The following is a 16,634-nucleotide window of genomic DNA, read 5'->3' as shown; positions in this document are numbered from 1 at the left end:
CACCTCATGACGTCACCATCGGATCCGTCGGCCACCGACGAAAAGGACCCCGCCGAGGACCTGCCGCCCGGCACAACGCCCTACTACGCGCGGATGCACAAATACATCAAGCGTGCGGTGCTCGTCTGCCTGATCGCGCTCGTCATCGAGGGTGCGTTCACGTTGCCGTTCATGGCGGTGTGGTACGGGTACCCGACGCTGAGCCTGACCGAGATCTGCAGCGGTCTGCTCAAGGTCCGCTACTCCGACGACACCCTCGAGTGCAAGGTTCCGTATCCGCCGCTCGGTCCCCCGGAGGGTGCCGAGGGCAAGGACACCGCACAGGACGAGTGGGGGATCCAACCGGTGCCGAAGTACGACCGGATCGGGTTCCGCGAGCTTGTGCGGATCCACGAAGAAAGCGAAGCGCGCAAAGCCGCTCAGCAGCATGAAGATTCAGCCCAGTGAGTTCAAAGCCGCCCGGACAGCATGCCCGTAACTGGGATCTGCGCCACGAGGATTTCAACGACAACGACTTCCTCTACGACGTGTACTCGGTGATGCGGCGGACTGCACCGTTCGTCCACACCGACACGCCGTTTCTCAGTGCGACCCCCGGGGGCGCCTGGGTGGCGGTGCGCTACGAGGAGTGCTACCGGATCCTGCAGGACTGGCAGCACTTCTCCAGCAACCCGACACCGGAGGCAAGCGAGCAACTGGCGGGCGATCTGGTGATCACCCTGGATCCCCCGCGGCAGCAGAAGTTCCGCAAGGTGCTCAACCCGTACTTCTCACCCGCGCGGATGAAGGCGCTGCGTCCGCAGATCCGCGAGGAGTCCGACCGGCTGATCGACAGCTTCATCGAAGCAGGAAGCGGTGACCTTGCCGATGTGGCGTGGCGCCAGCCGGGAATCGTCTTCTTCAAATATGTCCTCGGCATGCCGATCGAGGACGTCCCGTTGTGCGTCGAGCTCACCGACTCCGCGCTCAACGGTGCCACCGAGGAAACCCGGATGGCGGCCTGGGGCGGGCTGTATCAACATCTGCACGACGGGGTGAGCGAGCGCACCACTCAACCGCCGCGCGACGACATGATCGACGTGCTGCTGACGGCCGAGATCGACGGCGAGCGGCTCCCGTTCGGCGACGTGGTGGCCAATGCGATGCTGCTGGTGCAGGCCGGGCTCGAAACCACCGCCAGCGCCATGTCGTTTGCCTTCCACTATCTGGCGACCAACCCCGGTGAGCGCGACCGGCTCATCGCCCAGCCCGACATCATGGGCCGCGCAGTCGAGGAGTTCATCCGCTTCGGGGGCTCGATCCACGGAATCCCGCGCACGGTCGCCAACGAGGTCGAACTCAACGGGCAGACGTTCTGCCCCGGAGAATCGGTCATCGTCAACTACGCGTCGGCCAACCGTGACGAACAGGTGTTCCCCGATGCCGATCGGTGCATCCTCGACCGGCGCGAAAACCGGCACCTCGGGTTCGGCGCCGGCGTGCACCGTTGCCTGGGATCCAACCTCGCCCGCCTCGAACTGCAGGTCGGTCTCGAGCAGGTACTGGTGCGGATGGCGGACTTCCACCTCGACCCCGGCCGTCAACCGCACTTTCACGGCAGCTCGGTCACCCGGGGATACCGTTCGGTGCCCGTGGTTTTCGAGCCAGCACAACGGTTAGTGGCATGACCTACCGCATCATCCAGTGGACGACGGGCAACGTCGGCAAGCGATCCGTGCGTGCCGTCGTGGCCAACCCGCAGCTAGAGCTCGTTGGCTGCTACACATGGTCGAAGGACAAGGTCGGCCGAGACGTCGGCGAGCTGTGCGGTATCGAACCCGCGGGTGTGGCGGCCACCGATGACGTCGACGCCCTGTTGGCGCTCGAGCCGGACTGCGTGGTCTACAACCCGATGTTCGCCGACGTCGACGAGATGGTCCGGATTCTGAGCTCGGGCATCAACATCGTGTCCACCTCGGAGTTCATCACCGGCCACTTCCTGGGAGAGGGCCGCGACCGCATTTCAGAAGCATGCCGACAGGGCGGATCGACCGTTTTCGGCAGCGGCATCAACCCCGGCTTCATCCAGCTCTTCGCGATCGTCTCGGCAGGCCTGTCGGAGCGCGTCGAAAAGGTCAGCGTCACAGAGGCCATTGACACCACTATCTACGACTCGCCGGCCACCGAAAAGCCGATGGGCTTCGGCTATCCCATCGACCAGCCGGACCTGCCCGCGATCACCGAGAAAGGTTCAGCCATCTTCGGTGACGGTGTCCGCCTGGTCGCCGACGCACTTGGTGTCGAACTCGACGAGGTGCGTTGCGACGTCGCGTACGCCCAGACCACCGATGACCTGCACCTGCCTGGTGACTGGACGATCGCGAAAGGTTGTGTCGCCGGCGTCGACGTCGCCTGGTTGGGAATCATCGCTGGCAAAGAGGTCATCGAGATCCGCGGACGCTGGCGCAAGGGCCAGACACTGGACCCGGATTGGGAACTCGACATGGGCTACACGGTCGAGGTCCGCGGCACACCGACGATCAAGACCACGCTGAGCTTCCTGCCACCTGTCGACTTCGTCGGCGAAACGTTGGATGACTACATCATGCTGGGACTGTCGATCGTCGCGATGCCTGCGGTCACGGCGATACCTGCCGTTGTGGCGGCACCTGCAGGCATCGCCACGTATAACGATCTACCACTGCTACTTCCGCGGGGAGTCCTCCATGTCTGAGAAAACGTATCGGGTGATCCAGTGGATGACGGGAGATGTCGGGCAGGTCGGCGTGCGGCACTTCGCGCAGTGCCCGGTCTTCGACCTGGTCGGGGTTCTGGTGCACAACAAGGACAAGGTCGGCAAGGACGCCGGAGAGATCGCAGGCATCCCACCGATCGGGGTGACCGCAACCGACGACGTCGAATCGCTGATCGCCATGGACGCCGACTGCGTGTTCTACACACCGGTGATCATGGACGTCGACACCGTGTGCCGGCTCCTGCGCTCGGGCAAGAACGTCGTGACCACAAGCGGCTTGTTCTATCCCACAGACGATTTCCGCGAGCCGGGGGACAAGGTCCGCGCTGCGTGCCAGGACGGCGGGACGTCGTTCTCCGCGGGCGGTATCCACCCCGGCTATGCGGGTGACATCCTGCCGCTCACCCTGGCCCGTGTCGTCAGCCGGATCGACAAGATCCAGGTCTACGAGGTCGTCAACGTCCTCACCGATGCGCCCCTGGACCACATTGACTGGATGGGGTTCGGCAAAGACCGCGACAAGTTCCTCTCCGAACCAACGATTCTGGGTCTCGGCGTGTCATTTTTTGCCCAATCCATGCACATGGTCGCCGACGGCCTCGGGGTGGACATCGACGAGGTGAAAGCCGATCTGCGCGCGGCCGTTTCGACCGATGACATACCTCATGAACTGGGTGTCATCCCGCGGGGCACTGTCGCCGCCCAGCATCACGAGTGGACCGCATGGGCCGATGGCAAGCCGCTGATCGTGTACCACGCCATCTATCTGACCGCGGGGCGCGATCAGCTGGATCCGCCGTGGGACTGGGGTAAAACCCGCTACCGCATCGTGATCGAAGGCGACCCGCCGACCGAACTGACCCTACAGGGTGTCGACCGGCCGGACGGCACCATGGTCCACCCGGGCTACGACTGGACCGCGATGGGCGCCATCAACACGATCCCCGACGTCTGCGACGCCGCGCCGGGCTGGCTCACCCACCACGACCTCGGACTGGTTCGACCGCGCGGTCTGGTACGCAAATGAGCGACGACGGTTCCCGGCTGCACCACGTGGTCTTCGCCGTGGCCGCCGAACGGCAGGCCGACGTCATCCGGATGTTCACCGAACTCGGCTTCACCTTCAACCCCGCCGAGTTGACCGAGTTGGGCGTGACCGTGCAACTGGACTGGGACGGCGGACTCGAACTGATCAGCCCGATACCGGGGTCCACGGCGTCGGTCGCGTTGTCGGTTAACGACTTTCTCACCACCCACGGCGACGGCGTGTACACGGTGGTGCTGCGGGTGCCCGACGCCGCAGCAGCCGAGGCAGTGACCGACCGGTACGGTTCGGTCACCCGGTTTCGCCAAGGCTTCTCCGGAAAAGGTTCCTATCTCGACGAAATCGATCTCTCGGTGCTCAACCTGCCAATTACCCTGCTAGCAACGAATGTGACATGACTGAAATCTCTGCCAACCTGCCGCCACCCGTCTGCTACGAAGACCTGCCGATGTCGCATGACCGCGGCGCGGGCTGGGCCAAACTTCGCGACCTCGGACCGGTGCTGTACGGCGACGACTCGTACTACTTCACCCGCCGCGAGGATGTTCTTGCCGCGCTACGCGATCACGAGACGTTCTCGTCACAAACCAGCTATGACGATATGATCAGCCCGGTACCGATGGTGCCGCTGGGGTTCGACCCGCCCGAACACACGCGCTACCGCCGCATCCTGCATCCGTTCTTCAGCCCACAGAAACTGAGCACCGTCCTCCCATCGTTGCAGGCGCAGGCCATCGACATCATCGACGGCATCGCGCACCGAGCCGAGTGCGAGGTCATGGCCGACCTCGCTACGCCCTACCCCTCACAGGTGTTCCTCACCCTGTTTGGGCTGCCCCTCGCAGACCGGAAGCGGCTGATCGCCTGGAAGGACGCGATCATCGCCGTCAGCCTGGCCAAAGACCCGACCAGCGTCGACCTGACCCCGGCGGCGGAGTTGTTCGCCTACCTCGCCGAGGCCGTGCACCGGCAACGGCGCGAACCGCAGGACGGCATGCTGTCGCAGTTGCTGCACAGCGATGACCCGTTGACCGACGAGGAGGCGACCGGGCTTTCGCTGGTTTTCGTACTCGCCGGGCTCGACACGGTCACCTCGGCTATCGGCTTCACCATCCTCGAGCTGGCCCGACGGCCCGAGCTGCGCGCGCAGCTCCGCGAAACACCAAGCCATATCGACGGTTTCGTCGAGGAGATGATCCGGTTGGAGCCGCCGGCACCGACAATGGGCCGACGTACCACCCGACCGGTGACCGTCGCCGGCGTGGCGCTGCCCGCCGGAGCGGAAGTCCGGTTGTGTCTGGGCGCGATCAACCGCGACGGCAGCGATGCCACCTCCGGCGACGACCTCGTGATGGACGGCAAGGTGCACAAGCACTGGGGGTTCGGCGGGGGACCGCACCGCTGCCTCGGTTCGTACCTGGCCCGCATGGAGCTGAAAATCGTCGTCACCGAATGGCTGCACCGGATACCGGATTTCGAACTCGCACCCGGTTACATCCCCGAGATCACGTGGCCGTCGGCCACCTGCACACTGCCGCAACTGCCGTTGCGGCTCGGTGCAAACGCGTAGCGCCAGCAGGAGGAGAAAGCCATGACGGTCGGGGCCGCGAAACCCAGTGTCTTCGAGGCCGGGCTCCCGACGCTGGACTATGACCTCACCGCCACGCCGCAACAGATCTATCCGCAGTTCCGGGCCGCCCAGCAGGTCGCGCCCATCGCATTGGGACCCATTGGCCCCGAAGTGATTTCGTATGAGATGGCCAGGACGGTGTTGCGCGACCCGCGGTTCGGGATACCGCAGGGCATCCACCTGTCGGCCCACGGGATCACGTCGGGGCCGCTGTGGGACAGGGTGACCCGCAGTATCTTGAATATGGACGGCGCCGAGCACCGGCGACTGCGCGGCCTGGTGTCGAAGGCCTTCACCCCTCGCGGCGCCGCGCGCATGGACCCCACCATTCACGCCGTGGTCAACGAGCTCATCGACCGGGTCGCCAACCAAGGGGGGTGCGAGTTCGTCGCCGACATCGCCAAGCCGTACCCGATACCGGTGATCTGCGCGTTACTCGGTGCGCCACCCGAAGATTGGCAGCAGTTCTCGCGATGGGCCGAGGACATCTTCAAGATCGTCAGCTTCGATTGCGACCTCGCCGCAGAACAGCCGGTGATCTTGGCGGCGTGGGGTGAATTCGACGACTACATCGACGAGATGATCGAGCGGCGGCGGAACCGACTCACCGACGACCTGTTGTCCGAACTCATCCGCGCCGAGCACGACGGCGACCGACTCAACCAAAGCGAACTGCGCATGCTGGCGTTCAGCATCCTGGTCGCCGGTACCGACACCACCCGAAGTCAACTGGCCGCGTCCATGCAGGTGCTCTGCGACCACCCCGACCAGTGGGCGTTGCTCCAGGACCGCCCCGAACTGGCGATGCCGGCCGTCGAGGAGACGATGCGCCACTCTCCGTCGATGTGCAGCACCGTGCGCAGTGCCATCGACGACGTCACGGTCGGCGAATACATCTTTCCCGCAGGCACGTTCATCATCGTGAACACGTATGCGGCCAACCGTGACCCGACGATCTACGATGATCCGTCCCGCTTCGACATCACCCGAAGGGACCCGCCCGCCATTCTGACGTTCGGCGGCGGAGCGCACTACTGCCTAGGCGCCAACCTGGCCCGCCGCGAACTCGCCGAAGCGCTGACCATCCTGGCGCGCCGGATACCGAACGTGCGGCGCGTCGGGCAGGCGCCGTGGAAGCCGCTACTCGGTATGAGCGGACCGACCGCCCTGCAGGTCGAGTTCGATGTCGTGGCGTGACGTGCGCGACCACCCGCCGGGCAGAAAGCACGCCGACACCGCGGAGATCACCGACACCACCACCAGGTAGGCGACGATCGCGTTGCTGGTCTGCGTCGCGGCGTAGAGGGCGGTGGCGATCGTCGGCGCGAACGCCGAACCCACCACCTGCGACAGCGTGTAGCCGATCGACACCCCGCTGTAGCGCACGTCGGCGTCGAACGAGAGGCTGAACAACGACCCGGTGACACCGGCGGCCGGTGCCATCGCGAAGCCGAACACCAACAACAACGCGGCCAGAAACAATGCCGGTCTACCGGTGTTGATCAACGCGAAGGCGGGCCAGATCGAGAGCCCCATCGCCACCACCCCGGCGACGAAGACCGGTTTGCGGCCCACCCGGTCCGATAGCGCACCGAACATCGGATAGGTCACCACGGCCACGACAGCAGCGACCGAAACCCCGAAAAGTGCTGCAGTGCGGTCGATCCCGGCCACCCTCGTTGCATACGACACTAGATACGCGACGCAGATGTAGGCGAACACCCCCTGGGACAGATAGGCGCCCGCGACCAACAGAATCTGCTGGGGATGCTTGCGGAACGCCTGGGTGATCGGCATCCGCACTACCTGTGAACGCTGTCGCAGGACATCGAAATCGGGGCTTTCGGTGATCGAAAGCCGGATCACCAGGCCGATCGCGATCAGCACCGCGCTGGCCAGAAACGGGATGCGCCAACCCCATGCGAGAAACTGCGGATCGGGCAGACCTGACACCGCGAAGAACGCCAGCGTCGCGGTCGCGGTGCCCGCCGGCGCACCCATCTGCGGAAAGGCGCCGTAGAGACCCTTGCGGTCGGTGCTCGCGTGCTCGACCGCCATCAGCGTGGCGCCACCCCACTCCCCACCCACGGCGAAGCCCTGCACCAGGCGCAACAGCGTCAACAGGATCGGCGCGGCCATACCGATCTGGGCGTAAGTCGGCAGCAAGCCCATCAACACCGTCGTAGTGCCCATCAGCAGCAGTGAGTACACCAGCATCTTCTTGCGACCCACCCGGTCACCGAAATGGCCGAACACCACGCCGCCGAGGGGACGGGCGACAAAGCCGACACCGAACGTCGCGAACGACAACAGCAGTCCCAGCGCGGGAGACGCCTCCGGAAAGAACAGCTTCGGAAACACCAACGCGGCGGCCGTGCCGTAGATGAGGAAGTCGTAGAACTCCACGGTGGTGCCGATGAAGCTGGCGAACGCCACCCGCGTCGGAGAGCTCGTCGCAGGGGTATCAGTCGCAGACATCGTTCCGTTTCGGCGCCCATAGCTGTGTGGGAGACGTGCGGCCCCGCAGCAATACTTCTGAATTATCTGCCGACCAATGACTTTGCTCGGCCTCACCTGCGCATTCGAGCACCGCGGCCGAACACAACACCCGGCTCTGGTACTCCTTGGCGAGGTCGGCCAGCCGGGCCGCTTCGTTGACCGCGTCACCGACCACCGTGTACTCGTAGCGGTTCTGTCCGCCGATATTGCCGGCGAACACCGGACCCGCCGAGACACCGATGCCGAAGTCCACTGGAAGACTGCGCAATTGGCGCCGCAGGGAACGCGCGGTGGTCAGACCGGCCGCCGCTGGATCGTCGATACGCAGCGGCGTGCCGAACACCGCAAGCGCCGCATCACCTTGAAACTTGTTGATCAGACCGTGGTGGGCGTCGACCTCGTCGACGACAATCCGGAAGAAGTCGTTGAGCACTTCGGCCACCTCGTGCGGTTCCCGCGTCGCCGCCAATTGTGTCGACTCCACCAGGTCGACGAAAAGGACCGTGACCTCGCGCTCGTCACCCGAGAACGACTCGTCTGCGTCGATGGCACGGCGCGCGACTTCCTCGCCGACGTGACGGCCGAACAGATCCCGCAGCCGGTCACGCTCGCGAAGTCCGGCGACCATGCTGTTGAAACCCCGTTGCAGGCGCCCGATCTCCGACCACTCGTACACGTCGACCGCGTGGTCGATCCTGCCCCGCTCGACCTCGGCCATCGCGTCGACGACCTCGCCCACCGGATCCGAGATCGACATCGACACCAGGATCATCGCCCGCAGACCGAGTACCACCGCGACGAGCGCCAGCACCAACAGGGCCAGGTCGATCGAGGTGCTCTGCGTGGTGAGCCAGCCGCGAGACCGCATGATCAGCAGCAACGCGATCGTCAAGCCCGGCAACGCCGTAAAGACCGTCCACACGAGCACCAGCCGGGCCCGCACGCCGGGGGCTATCAGCCCACGCAGCGCCGGATCCGGGGACACGCTGGCCAGTACCGGACGCAGAGTCCGCAGCGTGAAGAGGAAGCCGGTGGGCACGGTGGCTATAGCGCCGAACACGATGGCCGATGCGATGACCACCTTCACCTCGGGTCCCGCGTCGAGGTTGAGCGGGACCAGCACTGCGGCGGTGAGCACCCACGGCGCAACGGCGATCATGGACTGGCGTTGCAGCGTCTTGAGGGCCGTTTGCCGTTCGGCTTCAGTCGGCGCCCGGCCGGAACCGACCCAGCGCAGGGTGGGCGCGACGATGAGCACGGCGCCCACGGCGGTGGTGGCCGTTCCGATGCAGATGAGCACCGCCGCGGTGAGGATGTTCTCGGTGGTGGCGGTACGTCCCGCGGTGAGCGCCAAGACGATCGCGATGACCTCGGCGACCGTCAGGAGATAGGCGAACGTAAGGCCTGCCGCGTAGCGGGCGAGCAGGCGGCGTGGCCTCACAAAGTGGAAGGTATCAGTCGCTCGCGGGCAGCGGCTTGGCTTCCTTGAGAGACAACGGTGTCGTGCCGACGCTCAGCGTGCCCGCGCCGGCTTTGGTGACGAGCACCTCGGCGCCGTTGTCGTCGACGTAGCGCTTGCCCATCGCGTTGCCTTCGGAGAACTCTGGGTCCAGTGCGGCGCCCGCATCCTTTTCGCCGTCCAACGGGATCATCGGGATCCCGCCGGCGCGCAGGTCGTCGAGGCTGTCGGCGCTGCGCACCACGATTACCTGGGTGTCGCAGACCTGGCTCTGCAATCGTGTGCCGTTCTTGATCATGTTCGGCTCCTTAGTTTTTCGCGCTCGTCGGCGAGTATTCATCGACCAGTTCGCGGCGCAGCACCTTGCCCGTCGCGTTGGTGGGTAGCGCGTCTCGGAACACCACCCGATCCGGTGTGCGGGACCCGCGCAGCTGTCGCCGCACGAACTCACGCAGCTCGTCGGGGTCGGGGTTCGCCCGCCCATCGGACGTGCTGGCGGGCACCACCACCGCAACGATGATCTGGCCCCACTCGGGATCCTCGGGTCCTACCACGGCGCAATCGTGCACCAGCGGATGTTCCACGAGAACGTCTTCGATCTCGGCCGGAGAGATGTTCTCCCCACCCCGGATGATGGTGTCGTCCGAGCGGCCGCCGATGAACAGGTATCCGCCGTCGTCGAGCATGGCGATGTCCTTGGTGGGGAACCAGCCGTCGGCGTCGAGCACCGAGCCGATCTCGGCGTAGCGGCCCGACACCTGATCCCCGCGGACGAACAACTCGCCCGTCTCGCCGGGCCCGAGAAGATCGCCGTTCTCGCTGCGGATCTGCACCTCGATCCCCGGTACCGGCTGCCCGACCGAGCCGAGCCGGCGCACAACGGCGTCGTCGTCGGCCTCGAGGGCGGCGCGGTGGTCGTCGGGGGAGAGCACCGCAATCGTCGAGCTGGTCTCGGTGAGCCCGTACGCGTTGACGAACCCGACGTTGGGGAGCAGGTTAAGTGCCTTGCGCACCAACGGAAGCGCGACCTTGGAGCCGCCGTAGGCCAGGTTGCGCAGGGTGGGAAGTTCGGTCGGTTCGGTTTCGAGCGCCGTGACGATGCGGTCGAGCATGGTCGGCACCACGGTGGCCGTCGTGACCCCCTCGTCGCACACCAGCCGCACCCACCGGTGCGCGTCGAACTGGCGCAGGTAGACCATCTTTCGGCCCGCGTACAGGTTCGACAGCGCGGCGCCCACACCGGCGATGTGGTAGGGCGGCACGCAGATCAACGCGGCGTCATCGGGCTCTGCCGATGCGAACTCGACGGTGCCGGTGACGTAGCTGGTCAGGTTGTTGTGCGTCAGCTCAACGGCTTTGGGGCGCGATGTGGTTCCGGACGTGAACAGTACGACGCCGACGTCGTCAGGATCGGGAAACTCCGCGGCGGGTTCGGCACTGCGGGCGGCGGCGACGAACTCGGCGGAGTCGATCACTTGCTTACCCGCGCCGGCGATGGCGTCGCGGTACTCGCTGTCGGCGACCACCAGCGGTGCGGGCAACCGGTCGATCAGCTCGCGCAACCCGTCGGCGCTGAGCCGGTAGTTCAGCGGTGTGAACGCCACGCCTGCCCGCGCGGCCGCGAACAGCAACAGCGGCAACATGAAACCGCCGGTACCGACATAGGCGACGTGGGATGCGCCGGAGGCGGCCACCACACCTGCGCCACCGTCGGCGAGCTCGCTCAGTTCGGTTGTGGTCAGGCGCAGTTCATCGGACACCACGGCGGTGCGGTCGGGATCGCTCGAGGACGCCATCTCGAGCAGCAGGGAGATGCTCATTTGTCGACGAAGATATCAAGGATGGGATCGTCCCCGCCGCCGTAGTGCGACAGGTCGGCATCGGCGAGCAGCGCGGAGTCGATGTAGCACTGACCGTTGACGTCGGCGGGCGGGCGGGACAGGATCTCGACGGCCGCATCGCCCATGATCTGCGGGTCGCGCGATCGGGCCGCCAGGTGCGCGCCGTCGGCCAGGTTGGACACCGCGGCCGTGGCGATATAGGTCTCGGGCCACAGGCAGGCAAAACCGATGCCCTGATCGGCGTACTCGGCCGCCCAGCCCAGCGACAACAGCGTCATGCCGTACTTGGACAGCGTGTAGGACGGGTGGGCGCCCAGCCAGTGCGGGTTCATGTTCAGCGGTGGCGCCAACGTCACCACGTGCGCGTCGGCCGACTTGCGCAGGTGCGGCAGCGCCGCCTTGGTGAGCAGGAATGTGCCCCGAATGTTGATGTCCATCATGAGGTCGAACTTCTTGGCGCTCAGCTGCTCGGTCGGTTCGGTGGCGATGGCGCTGGCGTTGTTGACGACGATGTCGATGCCGCCGAAGCGCTCCACGGCGGTGTCGACCGCGCGCTGCACATCCTCTACCTTGCGCACATCGCCCACGACCGCGGCGGCTTTGCCGCCCGCGGCCTCCACCTCGGCGACCGCGGTGTGCACGGTGCCGGGCAGTCTGGGATGGGGCTCGGCCGTCTTGGCCAACAACACCACGTTCGCGCCGCGATGGGCGGCGGCGAGCGCGATCGCCAACCCGATGCCGCGACTGCCGCCGGATACCACGAGCGTGCGGTCTGTGAAGGTGGACATGGACCTCCTCGGATGGCCGGCCTCGATGCTACCCGACACGCGCTGCGCCGGTAGTGGCGTTCTCATTTTACGCAAGTGCCATAACCGCTGTGTATAGGGTCGTCGGTACACGTCCGCCGGTCGCGTGTCGGCCTCACTCCGTGCGCGTTTGCCTCGTTCGGTATTGGCATTCTCATTTTTTGCAAGTACGTTATCCAGTGATGAGCGAGCCAGTACAGACCCCGTCCGGGATCCCGCTGGAGCCCGTTTACGGCCCCGGGGACCGGGCGGCGGACCCGCCTGCGCCGGGCACCTATCCGTTCACCCGGGGCAACTTCGCGAGCGGCTACCGCGGCAAGACGTGGACGTTTCGGCAGTACTCGGGGTTCGGGACGGCAGAGGAGTCCAACCGCCGCTACCGCTACCTGCTCGATCAGGGCGGTACCGGGCTGTCGGTGGCGCTGGACCTGCCGACCCAGTGCGGCTATGACTCCGATGACCCGGAGTACGGCGAGGAGGTCGGCCGTGTCGGGGTCGCCGTGGACACGCTGGCCGACGCCGAGATCCTGTTCGACAGCATTCCCCTTGATCAGATCTCCACGAGCTTCACGATCAACGGCACAGCTGCGATCCTGTTGGCCTTCTATGTCGCGGCCGCGGAGAAGAAGGGTGTGCCGCGCGAGAAGCTCACCGGCACCATCCAGAACGACATTCTCAAGGAGTACGCCTCGCGCGGCACGTGGATCTGGCCGCCGGAACCGTCGTTGCGGCTGATCGCGGACACCATCGAGTTCTGCGCCGCGGAGGTGCCCCGGTTCAACGCGATCTCGGTGGCTGGCGCACACTTCCGCGACGCGGGCGCCAACGCCGTGCAGGAGATGGCGTTCACCCTGGCCGACGGTGTGACGTACTGCGACACCGTGGTCGAGCGCGGCCGGATGACGATCGACAAGTTCGCCCCCCAGATCTCCTTCTTCTTCTACACCCACGGTGACTTCTTCGAAGAGATCGCCAAATACCGTGCGGGACGGCGGCGTTGGGCCACCATTGTGCGGGAGCGCTACGGCGCCAGCACCGACAAGGCGTCGATGTTCCGGTTCGGCTGCGTGTCGGGCGGGGCGTCGCTGTACGCACCGCAGGCACAGAACAACCTGGTGCGGGTCGCCTACGAGGCGATGGCTTCGGTGCTCGGCGGTGTGCAGTCCATGTTCACCGCGGCCTGGGACGAGCCGTTCGCGCTGCCCAGCGAGGAGTCGGCGACGCTTGCCCTGCGCACCCAGCAGATCCTCGCGTACGAGACCGGTGTGACCAAGGTGGCCGACCCGCTCGGCGGCTCCTACTTCGTCGAGGCGCTCACCGACGCCACCGAGGAGAAGATCATCGAGATCATGCACGATCTCGAAACCCACGGCGGCATGGTGCGCTGCATCGAGGACGGCTACCTGCAGGGCCTGATCGCTGACGAGGCGTTCAAGATCCACCAGGAGATCGAGTCCGGTGTGCGACCCGTCGTCGGCGTCAACAAGTTCGTCGCCGACGAGCCGCCGCCGGAGATCGCCACCTACGAACTCGACGCGGAGGGGCGCGATCTGCAGCTCAAGCGGCTGGCCAAGGTCAAGGCCGAGCGCAGCGATGTGGCCGTCAAGGAAGCCCTCGCTGCGCTGGCCACGTCGGCGGAAGGCGATGACAACCTGATGCACAAGCTGGTCGACTGCGCCAACGCCTACTGCACCGTCGGTGAAATGGTGTCCACGCTCAAGTCGGTATGGGGCGAGTTCCAGCAGCCGGTGGTGTTCTGATGGCGTCCGCAGCGCCGAGCCCGGTCCGTGTGCTGGTGGCCAAACCCGGCCTGGACGGGCATGACCGCGGCGCCAAGATCGTCGCGCGGACGCTGCGCGACGCTGGATTCGAGGTGATCTACACCGGAATCCGGCAGCGCATCGAGGATATCGTCTCGATTGCCTTGCAGGAAGACGTGGCCCTGGTGGGGCTTTCAATTCTCTCTGGCGCGCACGTGGCGCTGACCACCCGCACCGTCGATGCGCTGCGCGCCGCGGATGCCGGCGACATCGCCGTCGTCGTGGGGGGCACGATCCCGCAGGCAGACGTACCCAAACTGGTCGAAGCCGGTGCGGCCGCGGTTTTTCCCACCGGTACGCCGCTGGACGCACTCGTCGACGAGGTGCGCAAACTGACCGCCGGGTCTCAGGTGGAGAGCTGATGGTCTCGCCGAGTGTGATACGACGGCGACGTTTGGTGGTTTCTTCGCCGAGGCTTCACCCTCGGCGCGGAACTCCCGGAGGGAGGGCTAGATGCGGCTCGGCGTGATGATCGGGGCCGAGCGCGGCGATATGGCGCGCAAGGTCAGAAAGCTGCTCGACGACATCGAGTGGGCCGAGGCCGCCGGAATGGACACCGCGTGGATGCCGCAGGTGCCCAACGACTTCGACTGCCTGACCATGGTCGCCTTGATGGGCAGCCGCACGTCGCGTATCGAACTCGGCACCGCCGTCGTGCCGCTGCAGGCGCAGCATCCCATCGCGCTGGCGCGCCAGGCGCTGTCGGTGCATGCCGGCACCGGCGGACGGCTGGCGCTGGGTGTCGGGCCGTCGCACCACTGGATCGTGCGCGACATGCTCGGCATTGCCTACGACAAGCCCGCCGCCTACACCCGCGACTACCTCGAGGTGCTCAACGCGGCGCTGTCCGGGCCCGGGGACGTCGACGTGGAGAACGACACATTCACCGTGCACAACCCGACCGTGCTCGGCGCCGAGTCGCCGATGCCGGTGCTTGTCGCCGCGCTCGGGCCGGTGATGCTGCAGATCGCCGGTGAGCACGCCGACGGCACGGTGTTGTGGATGGCCGACGAGAAGGCCATCGGAGAGCACATCGCGCCGAAGATCAACAAGGCCGCCGCGGAGGCGGGCCGCCCGGCCCCGCGCATCGTGGCCGGCATCCCGGTGTGTCTGTGCGCCAATTCGGAGATCGATGCGGCCAAGGACCGTGCCAACCGCATCCTGGCGGAGGCCGAGACGTCCCCGAACTACCAGCGGCTGCTCGACCGCGGCGACGCCCGCAACGTCGGCGACCTCTGCGCGGCGGGCGACGAAGATGCAATCCTCGCGCGCTTCAAGCAGTTCGCTGATGCCGGTGTCACTGATTTGTCGGTGCGGCTGTTGCCGATCGGGAACAACCGCGACGAGCTGATCGCCTCCAAATACCGGACCCGCGAGGTGATCGCGGAGTTGGCCAAGGCTGTGCGGTGAATACCGGCGCACCGCTGGCCGGTATCCGCATCTTGGAAGTCGGCGTCATGCTGGCCGGTCCGTACGCGACGATGCTGCTGGCCGATCTGGGCGCCGAGGTGATCAAGATCGAGCCGCCCGGCGGCGAGATCTCCCGGCAGGTATCGGACAGCTACTTCGCGAGCCTGAACCGCAACAAGCAGAGCGTCGTACTGGATCTGCGCTCGGCGGACGGACGGCGGCGGCTGGGCGAGCTCGTCGCGGAATCCCATGCGCTGCTGGTGAATATGAAGCCGTCGGCGATCAATAAGCTCGGGCTGACCTACGAGTCGCTTCGGCAATTCAACGAGGGCATCGTCTGCGTGGCGATGACCGGCTTCGGCCTCGACGGCGGTGACGACCCGGCGTTCGACTACGTCATCCAGGCGGCGACCGGGGTCGCGATGATGACCGGTGACCCGGCCGGTCCGCCGACGCTGCCCGGTTATTCGTCGGCGGACAACTCCACCGGGCTGGCCGCGGCGCTGGGGCTGCTGGCCCAGATCGTGTCGGGCCGCGGCGGTCAGGTGGACGTGTCGCTGCGCGATGTGATGTTGTCGCAGTTGAACTACCGTGCGTCGGCCTATCTCAACGACGGCGCGCCGCCGTTGCGCTATCCGATGGGTGCGCATTCGTATTACGTTCCGGCTCAACTGTTCTTGACCGCCGATGGATATCTGGCACTGTTCATCACCCACGACGCGTTCTGGCAGTCCTTCTGCGCGGAGGCCGGGATCGAGGGCTTCTCGACGATGGCCGAGCGCGCGGCCAGGCGTGACGAGGTGCTGGCGGTGGTGTCAGCCGCGTTGGCCACCGACACCGCCACCAGCTGGGAGGCGCGACTGCGTCCGCTCGGCATTCCGGTGGCAGCGGTGCGCACGCTGCCCGAGGCGCTGGAGGCGACACCCGAGGTGGTCGTCAAGGCGGGCGATTTCCGGTTGGTGGGCAGCCCCATTCGAGTCGCCGGCTACCAACCCGACTACCGGCCGCCACCACGGGTCGACGAGCACGGCAGCGTCGGCCCGCGCGCGGCTCACTCGTCGTAGCTGACGCTGACCGATGAAGACTCGGGAATGGCTTGGCAGGTGAGGATGTATCCCTCTTCGACCTCATCAGGTTCGAGGGCGTCGTTGACGCGCATGATGGCCTGGCCGGTGATCAGCTTGCCCATGCAGGTACCGCAGTTTCCGGCTTCACATGAGAACGGCGGGGACAGGCCTGCCCGCCGGGCGCTTTCCAGCAGCGTCTCGTTCGCCACCCGCGGCACCGAGACCTTCTTGCGGTCCAGGACGATCGTCACCAGTCCGTCGCCTTCATCGGCGGGTGGGGCAGGCATCGGATCTGCCGTCATCGAACCTCTCCTGGCATATCG

General features: G+C 66.1%; 17 protein-coding genes. 11 read left to right on the top strand and 6 right to left on the bottom strand.

Annotated features, from left to right (window positions below; genetic code table 11):
* The first annotated feature begins 6 nt into the window (after window positions 1–6).
* From ABQF13_RS21845 to ABQF13_RS21815, 7 genes are read left to right on the top strand one after another with little or no spacing between them, the layout of a single operon-like run.
* Window positions 7–447 (top strand): hypothetical protein, encoded by a 441-nt coding sequence (locus ABQF13_RS21845; protein WP_448394881.1) that lies wholly within the window; start codon window positions 7–9, stop codon window positions 445–447.
* Entirely contained in the window at window positions 444–1,667 is a 1,224-nt protein-coding gene (locus tag ABQF13_RS21840; protein ID WP_448394880.1) for a cytochrome P450, read from the top strand. The genes ABQF13_RS21845 and ABQF13_RS21840 overlap by 4 nt, the downstream gene beginning before the upstream one ends.
* Complete coding sequence (locus ABQF13_RS21835) at window positions 1,664–2,713, top strand: NAD(P)H-dependent amine dehydrogenase family protein (protein ID WP_448394879.1); 1,050 nt, start codon at window positions 1,664–1,666, stop codon at window positions 2,711–2,713. Before ABQF13_RS21840 ends, ABQF13_RS21835 begins: the two co-directional genes overlap by 4 nt.
* Complete coding sequence (locus ABQF13_RS21830) at window positions 2,706–3,761, top strand: NAD(P)H-dependent amine dehydrogenase family protein (RefSeq protein ID WP_448394878.1); 1,056 nt, start codon at window positions 2,706–2,708, stop codon at window positions 3,759–3,761. The genes ABQF13_RS21835 and ABQF13_RS21830 overlap by 8 nt, the downstream gene beginning before the upstream one ends.
* On the top strand, window positions 3,758–4,177 hold the full coding sequence (locus ABQF13_RS21825) for a VOC family protein (protein ID WP_448394877.1): 420 nt from the start codon (window positions 3,758–3,760) through the stop codon (window positions 4,175–4,177). Before ABQF13_RS21830 ends, ABQF13_RS21825 begins: the two co-directional genes overlap by 4 nt.
* The gene (locus ABQF13_RS21820; protein ID WP_448394876.1) at window positions 4,174–5,349 is read left to right on the top strand and encodes a cytochrome P450; all 1,176 of its coding nucleotides are present in this window, start codon (window positions 4,174–4,176) and stop codon (window positions 5,347–5,349) included. The genes ABQF13_RS21825 and ABQF13_RS21820 overlap by 4 nt, the downstream gene beginning before the upstream one ends.
* 21 nt (window positions 5,350–5,370) lie before the next feature.
* Window positions 5,371–6,606, top strand: coding sequence for a cytochrome P450 (locus tag ABQF13_RS21815; RefSeq protein WP_448394875.1), 1,236 nt, complete (start codon window positions 5,371–5,373; stop codon window positions 6,604–6,606).
* Here ABQF13_RS21815 and ABQF13_RS21810 read toward each other — a convergent pair.
* From ABQF13_RS21810 to ABQF13_RS21790, 5 genes are read right to left on the bottom strand one after another with little or no spacing between them, the layout of a single operon-like run.
* Window positions 6,550–7,887, bottom strand: coding sequence for an MFS transporter (locus ABQF13_RS21810; protein ID WP_448394874.1), 1,338 nt, complete (start codon window positions 7,885–7,887; stop codon window positions 6,550–6,552). The two genes, ABQF13_RS21815 and ABQF13_RS21810, sit on opposite strands and share 57 nt — an antisense overlap.
* Window positions 7,874–9,349, bottom strand: coding sequence for an adenylate/guanylate cyclase domain-containing protein (locus tag ABQF13_RS21805; RefSeq protein WP_448394873.1), 1,476 nt, complete (start codon window positions 9,347–9,349; stop codon window positions 7,874–7,876). The genes ABQF13_RS21810 and ABQF13_RS21805 overlap by 14 nt, the downstream gene beginning before the upstream one ends.
* Before the next feature lie 13 nt (window positions 9,350–9,362).
* A complete protein-coding gene (locus ABQF13_RS21800; protein ID WP_448394872.1) occupies window positions 9,363–9,665 on the bottom strand; it encodes a hypothetical protein in 303 nt (100 codons plus the stop codon).
* 10 nt (window positions 9,666–9,675) lie between these two features.
* The gene (locus ABQF13_RS21795; protein ID WP_448394871.1) at window positions 9,676–11,187 is read right to left on the bottom strand and encodes a class I adenylate-forming enzyme family protein; all 1,512 of its coding nucleotides are present in this window, start codon (window positions 11,185–11,187) and stop codon (window positions 9,676–9,678) included.
* Window positions 11,184–11,996, bottom strand: a complete 813-nt coding sequence (locus tag ABQF13_RS21790) for an SDR family oxidoreductase (protein WP_448394870.1) — start codon at window positions 11,994–11,996, stop codon at window positions 11,184–11,186. Before ABQF13_RS21790 ends, ABQF13_RS21795 begins: the two co-directional genes overlap by 4 nt.
* A gap of 200 nt (window positions 11,997–12,196) precedes the next feature.
* Here ABQF13_RS21790 and ABQF13_RS21785 point away from each other — a divergent pair, with 200 nt between their 5' ends.
* The 4 genes from ABQF13_RS21785 to ABQF13_RS21770 all read left to right on the top strand — a co-directional run bounded on the left by ABQF13_RS21785 (window position 12,197) and on the right by ABQF13_RS21770 (window position 16,308).
* Complete coding sequence (locus ABQF13_RS21785) at window positions 12,197–13,774, top strand: methylmalonyl-CoA mutase family protein (protein WP_448394869.1); 1,578 nt, start codon at window positions 12,197–12,199, stop codon at window positions 13,772–13,774.
* Window positions 13,774–14,196 carry a cobalamin B12-binding domain-containing protein gene (locus tag ABQF13_RS21780; protein ID WP_448394868.1) on the top strand — a complete coding sequence of 141 codons (423 nt, stop codon included), beginning with the start codon at window positions 13,774–13,776 and terminating at the stop codon, window positions 14,194–14,196. The genes ABQF13_RS21785 and ABQF13_RS21780 overlap by 1 nt, the downstream gene beginning before the upstream one ends.
* Before the next feature lie 91 nt (window positions 14,197–14,287).
* Window positions 14,288–15,244, top strand: a complete 957-nt coding sequence (locus ABQF13_RS21775) for an LLM class F420-dependent oxidoreductase (RefSeq protein WP_448394867.1) — start codon at window positions 14,288–14,290, stop codon at window positions 15,242–15,244.
* A complete protein-coding gene (locus tag ABQF13_RS21770; RefSeq protein WP_448394866.1) occupies window positions 15,241–16,308 on the top strand; it encodes a CaiB/BaiF CoA transferase family protein in 1,068 nt (355 codons plus the stop codon). The genes ABQF13_RS21775 and ABQF13_RS21770 overlap by 4 nt, the downstream gene beginning before the upstream one ends.
* Here the strand turns inward: ABQF13_RS21770 and ABQF13_RS21765 are convergent.
* The gene (locus ABQF13_RS21765; RefSeq protein WP_448394865.1) at window positions 16,296–16,613 is read right to left on the bottom strand and encodes a 2Fe-2S iron-sulfur cluster-binding protein; all 318 of its coding nucleotides are present in this window, start codon (window positions 16,611–16,613) and stop codon (window positions 16,296–16,298) included. The genes ABQF13_RS21770 and ABQF13_RS21765 overlap by 13 nt on opposite strands.
* Between the last annotated feature and the right edge of the window lie 21 nt (window positions 16,614–16,634).

It is taken from the genome of Mycolicibacterium sp. XJ879 (assembly GCF_053483935.1).
Note: the sequence above shows the minus strand (reverse complement) of the source record. Positions and strands in the feature narration are given on the sequence as shown.

Coding starts and splice junctions, on each gene's coding strand:
- ABQF13_RS21845 (WP_448394881.1), top strand. CDS start 7: ATGACGTCACCATCGGATCCGTCGGCCACCGACGAAAAGGACCCCGCC.
- ABQF13_RS21800 (WP_448394872.1), bottom strand. CDS start 9,665: ATGATCAAGAACGGCACACGATTGCAGAGCCAGGTCTGCGACACCCAG.
- ABQF13_RS21820 (WP_448394876.1), top strand. CDS start 4,174: ATGACTGAAATCTCTGCCAACCTGCCGCCACCCGTCTGCTACGAAGAC.
- ABQF13_RS21775 (WP_448394867.1), top strand. CDS start 14,288: ATGCGGCTCGGCGTGATGATCGGGGCCGAGCGCGGCGATATGGCGCGC.
- ABQF13_RS21795 (WP_448394871.1), bottom strand. CDS start 11,187: ATGAGCATCTCCCTGCTGCTCGAGATGGCGTCCTCGAGCGATCCCGAC.
- ABQF13_RS21830 (WP_448394878.1), top strand. CDS start 2,706: ATGTCTGAGAAAACGTATCGGGTGATCCAGTGGATGACGGGAGATGTC.
- ABQF13_RS21785 (WP_448394869.1), top strand. CDS start 12,197: ATGAGCGAGCCAGTACAGACCCCGTCCGGGATCCCGCTGGAGCCCGTT.
- ABQF13_RS21835 (WP_448394879.1), top strand. CDS start 1,664: ATGACCTACCGCATCATCCAGTGGACGACGGGCAACGTCGGCAAGCGA.
- ABQF13_RS21810 (WP_448394874.1), bottom strand. CDS start 7,887: ATGTCTGCGACTGATACCCCTGCGACGAGCTCTCCGACGCGGGTGGCG.
- ABQF13_RS21790 (WP_448394870.1), bottom strand. CDS start 11,996: ATGTCCACCTTCACAGACCGCACGCTCGTGGTATCCGGCGGCAGTCGC.
- ABQF13_RS21765 (WP_448394865.1), bottom strand. CDS start 16,613: ATGACGGCAGATCCGATGCCTGCCCCACCCGCCGATGAAGGCGACGGA.
- ABQF13_RS21815 (WP_448394875.1), top strand. CDS start 5,371: ATGACGGTCGGGGCCGCGAAACCCAGTGTCTTCGAGGCCGGGCTCCCG.
- ABQF13_RS21780 (WP_448394868.1), top strand. CDS start 13,774: ATGGCGTCCGCAGCGCCGAGCCCGGTCCGTGTGCTGGTGGCCAAACCC.
- ABQF13_RS21825 (WP_448394877.1), top strand. CDS start 3,758: ATGAGCGACGACGGTTCCCGGCTGCACCACGTGGTCTTCGCCGTGGCC.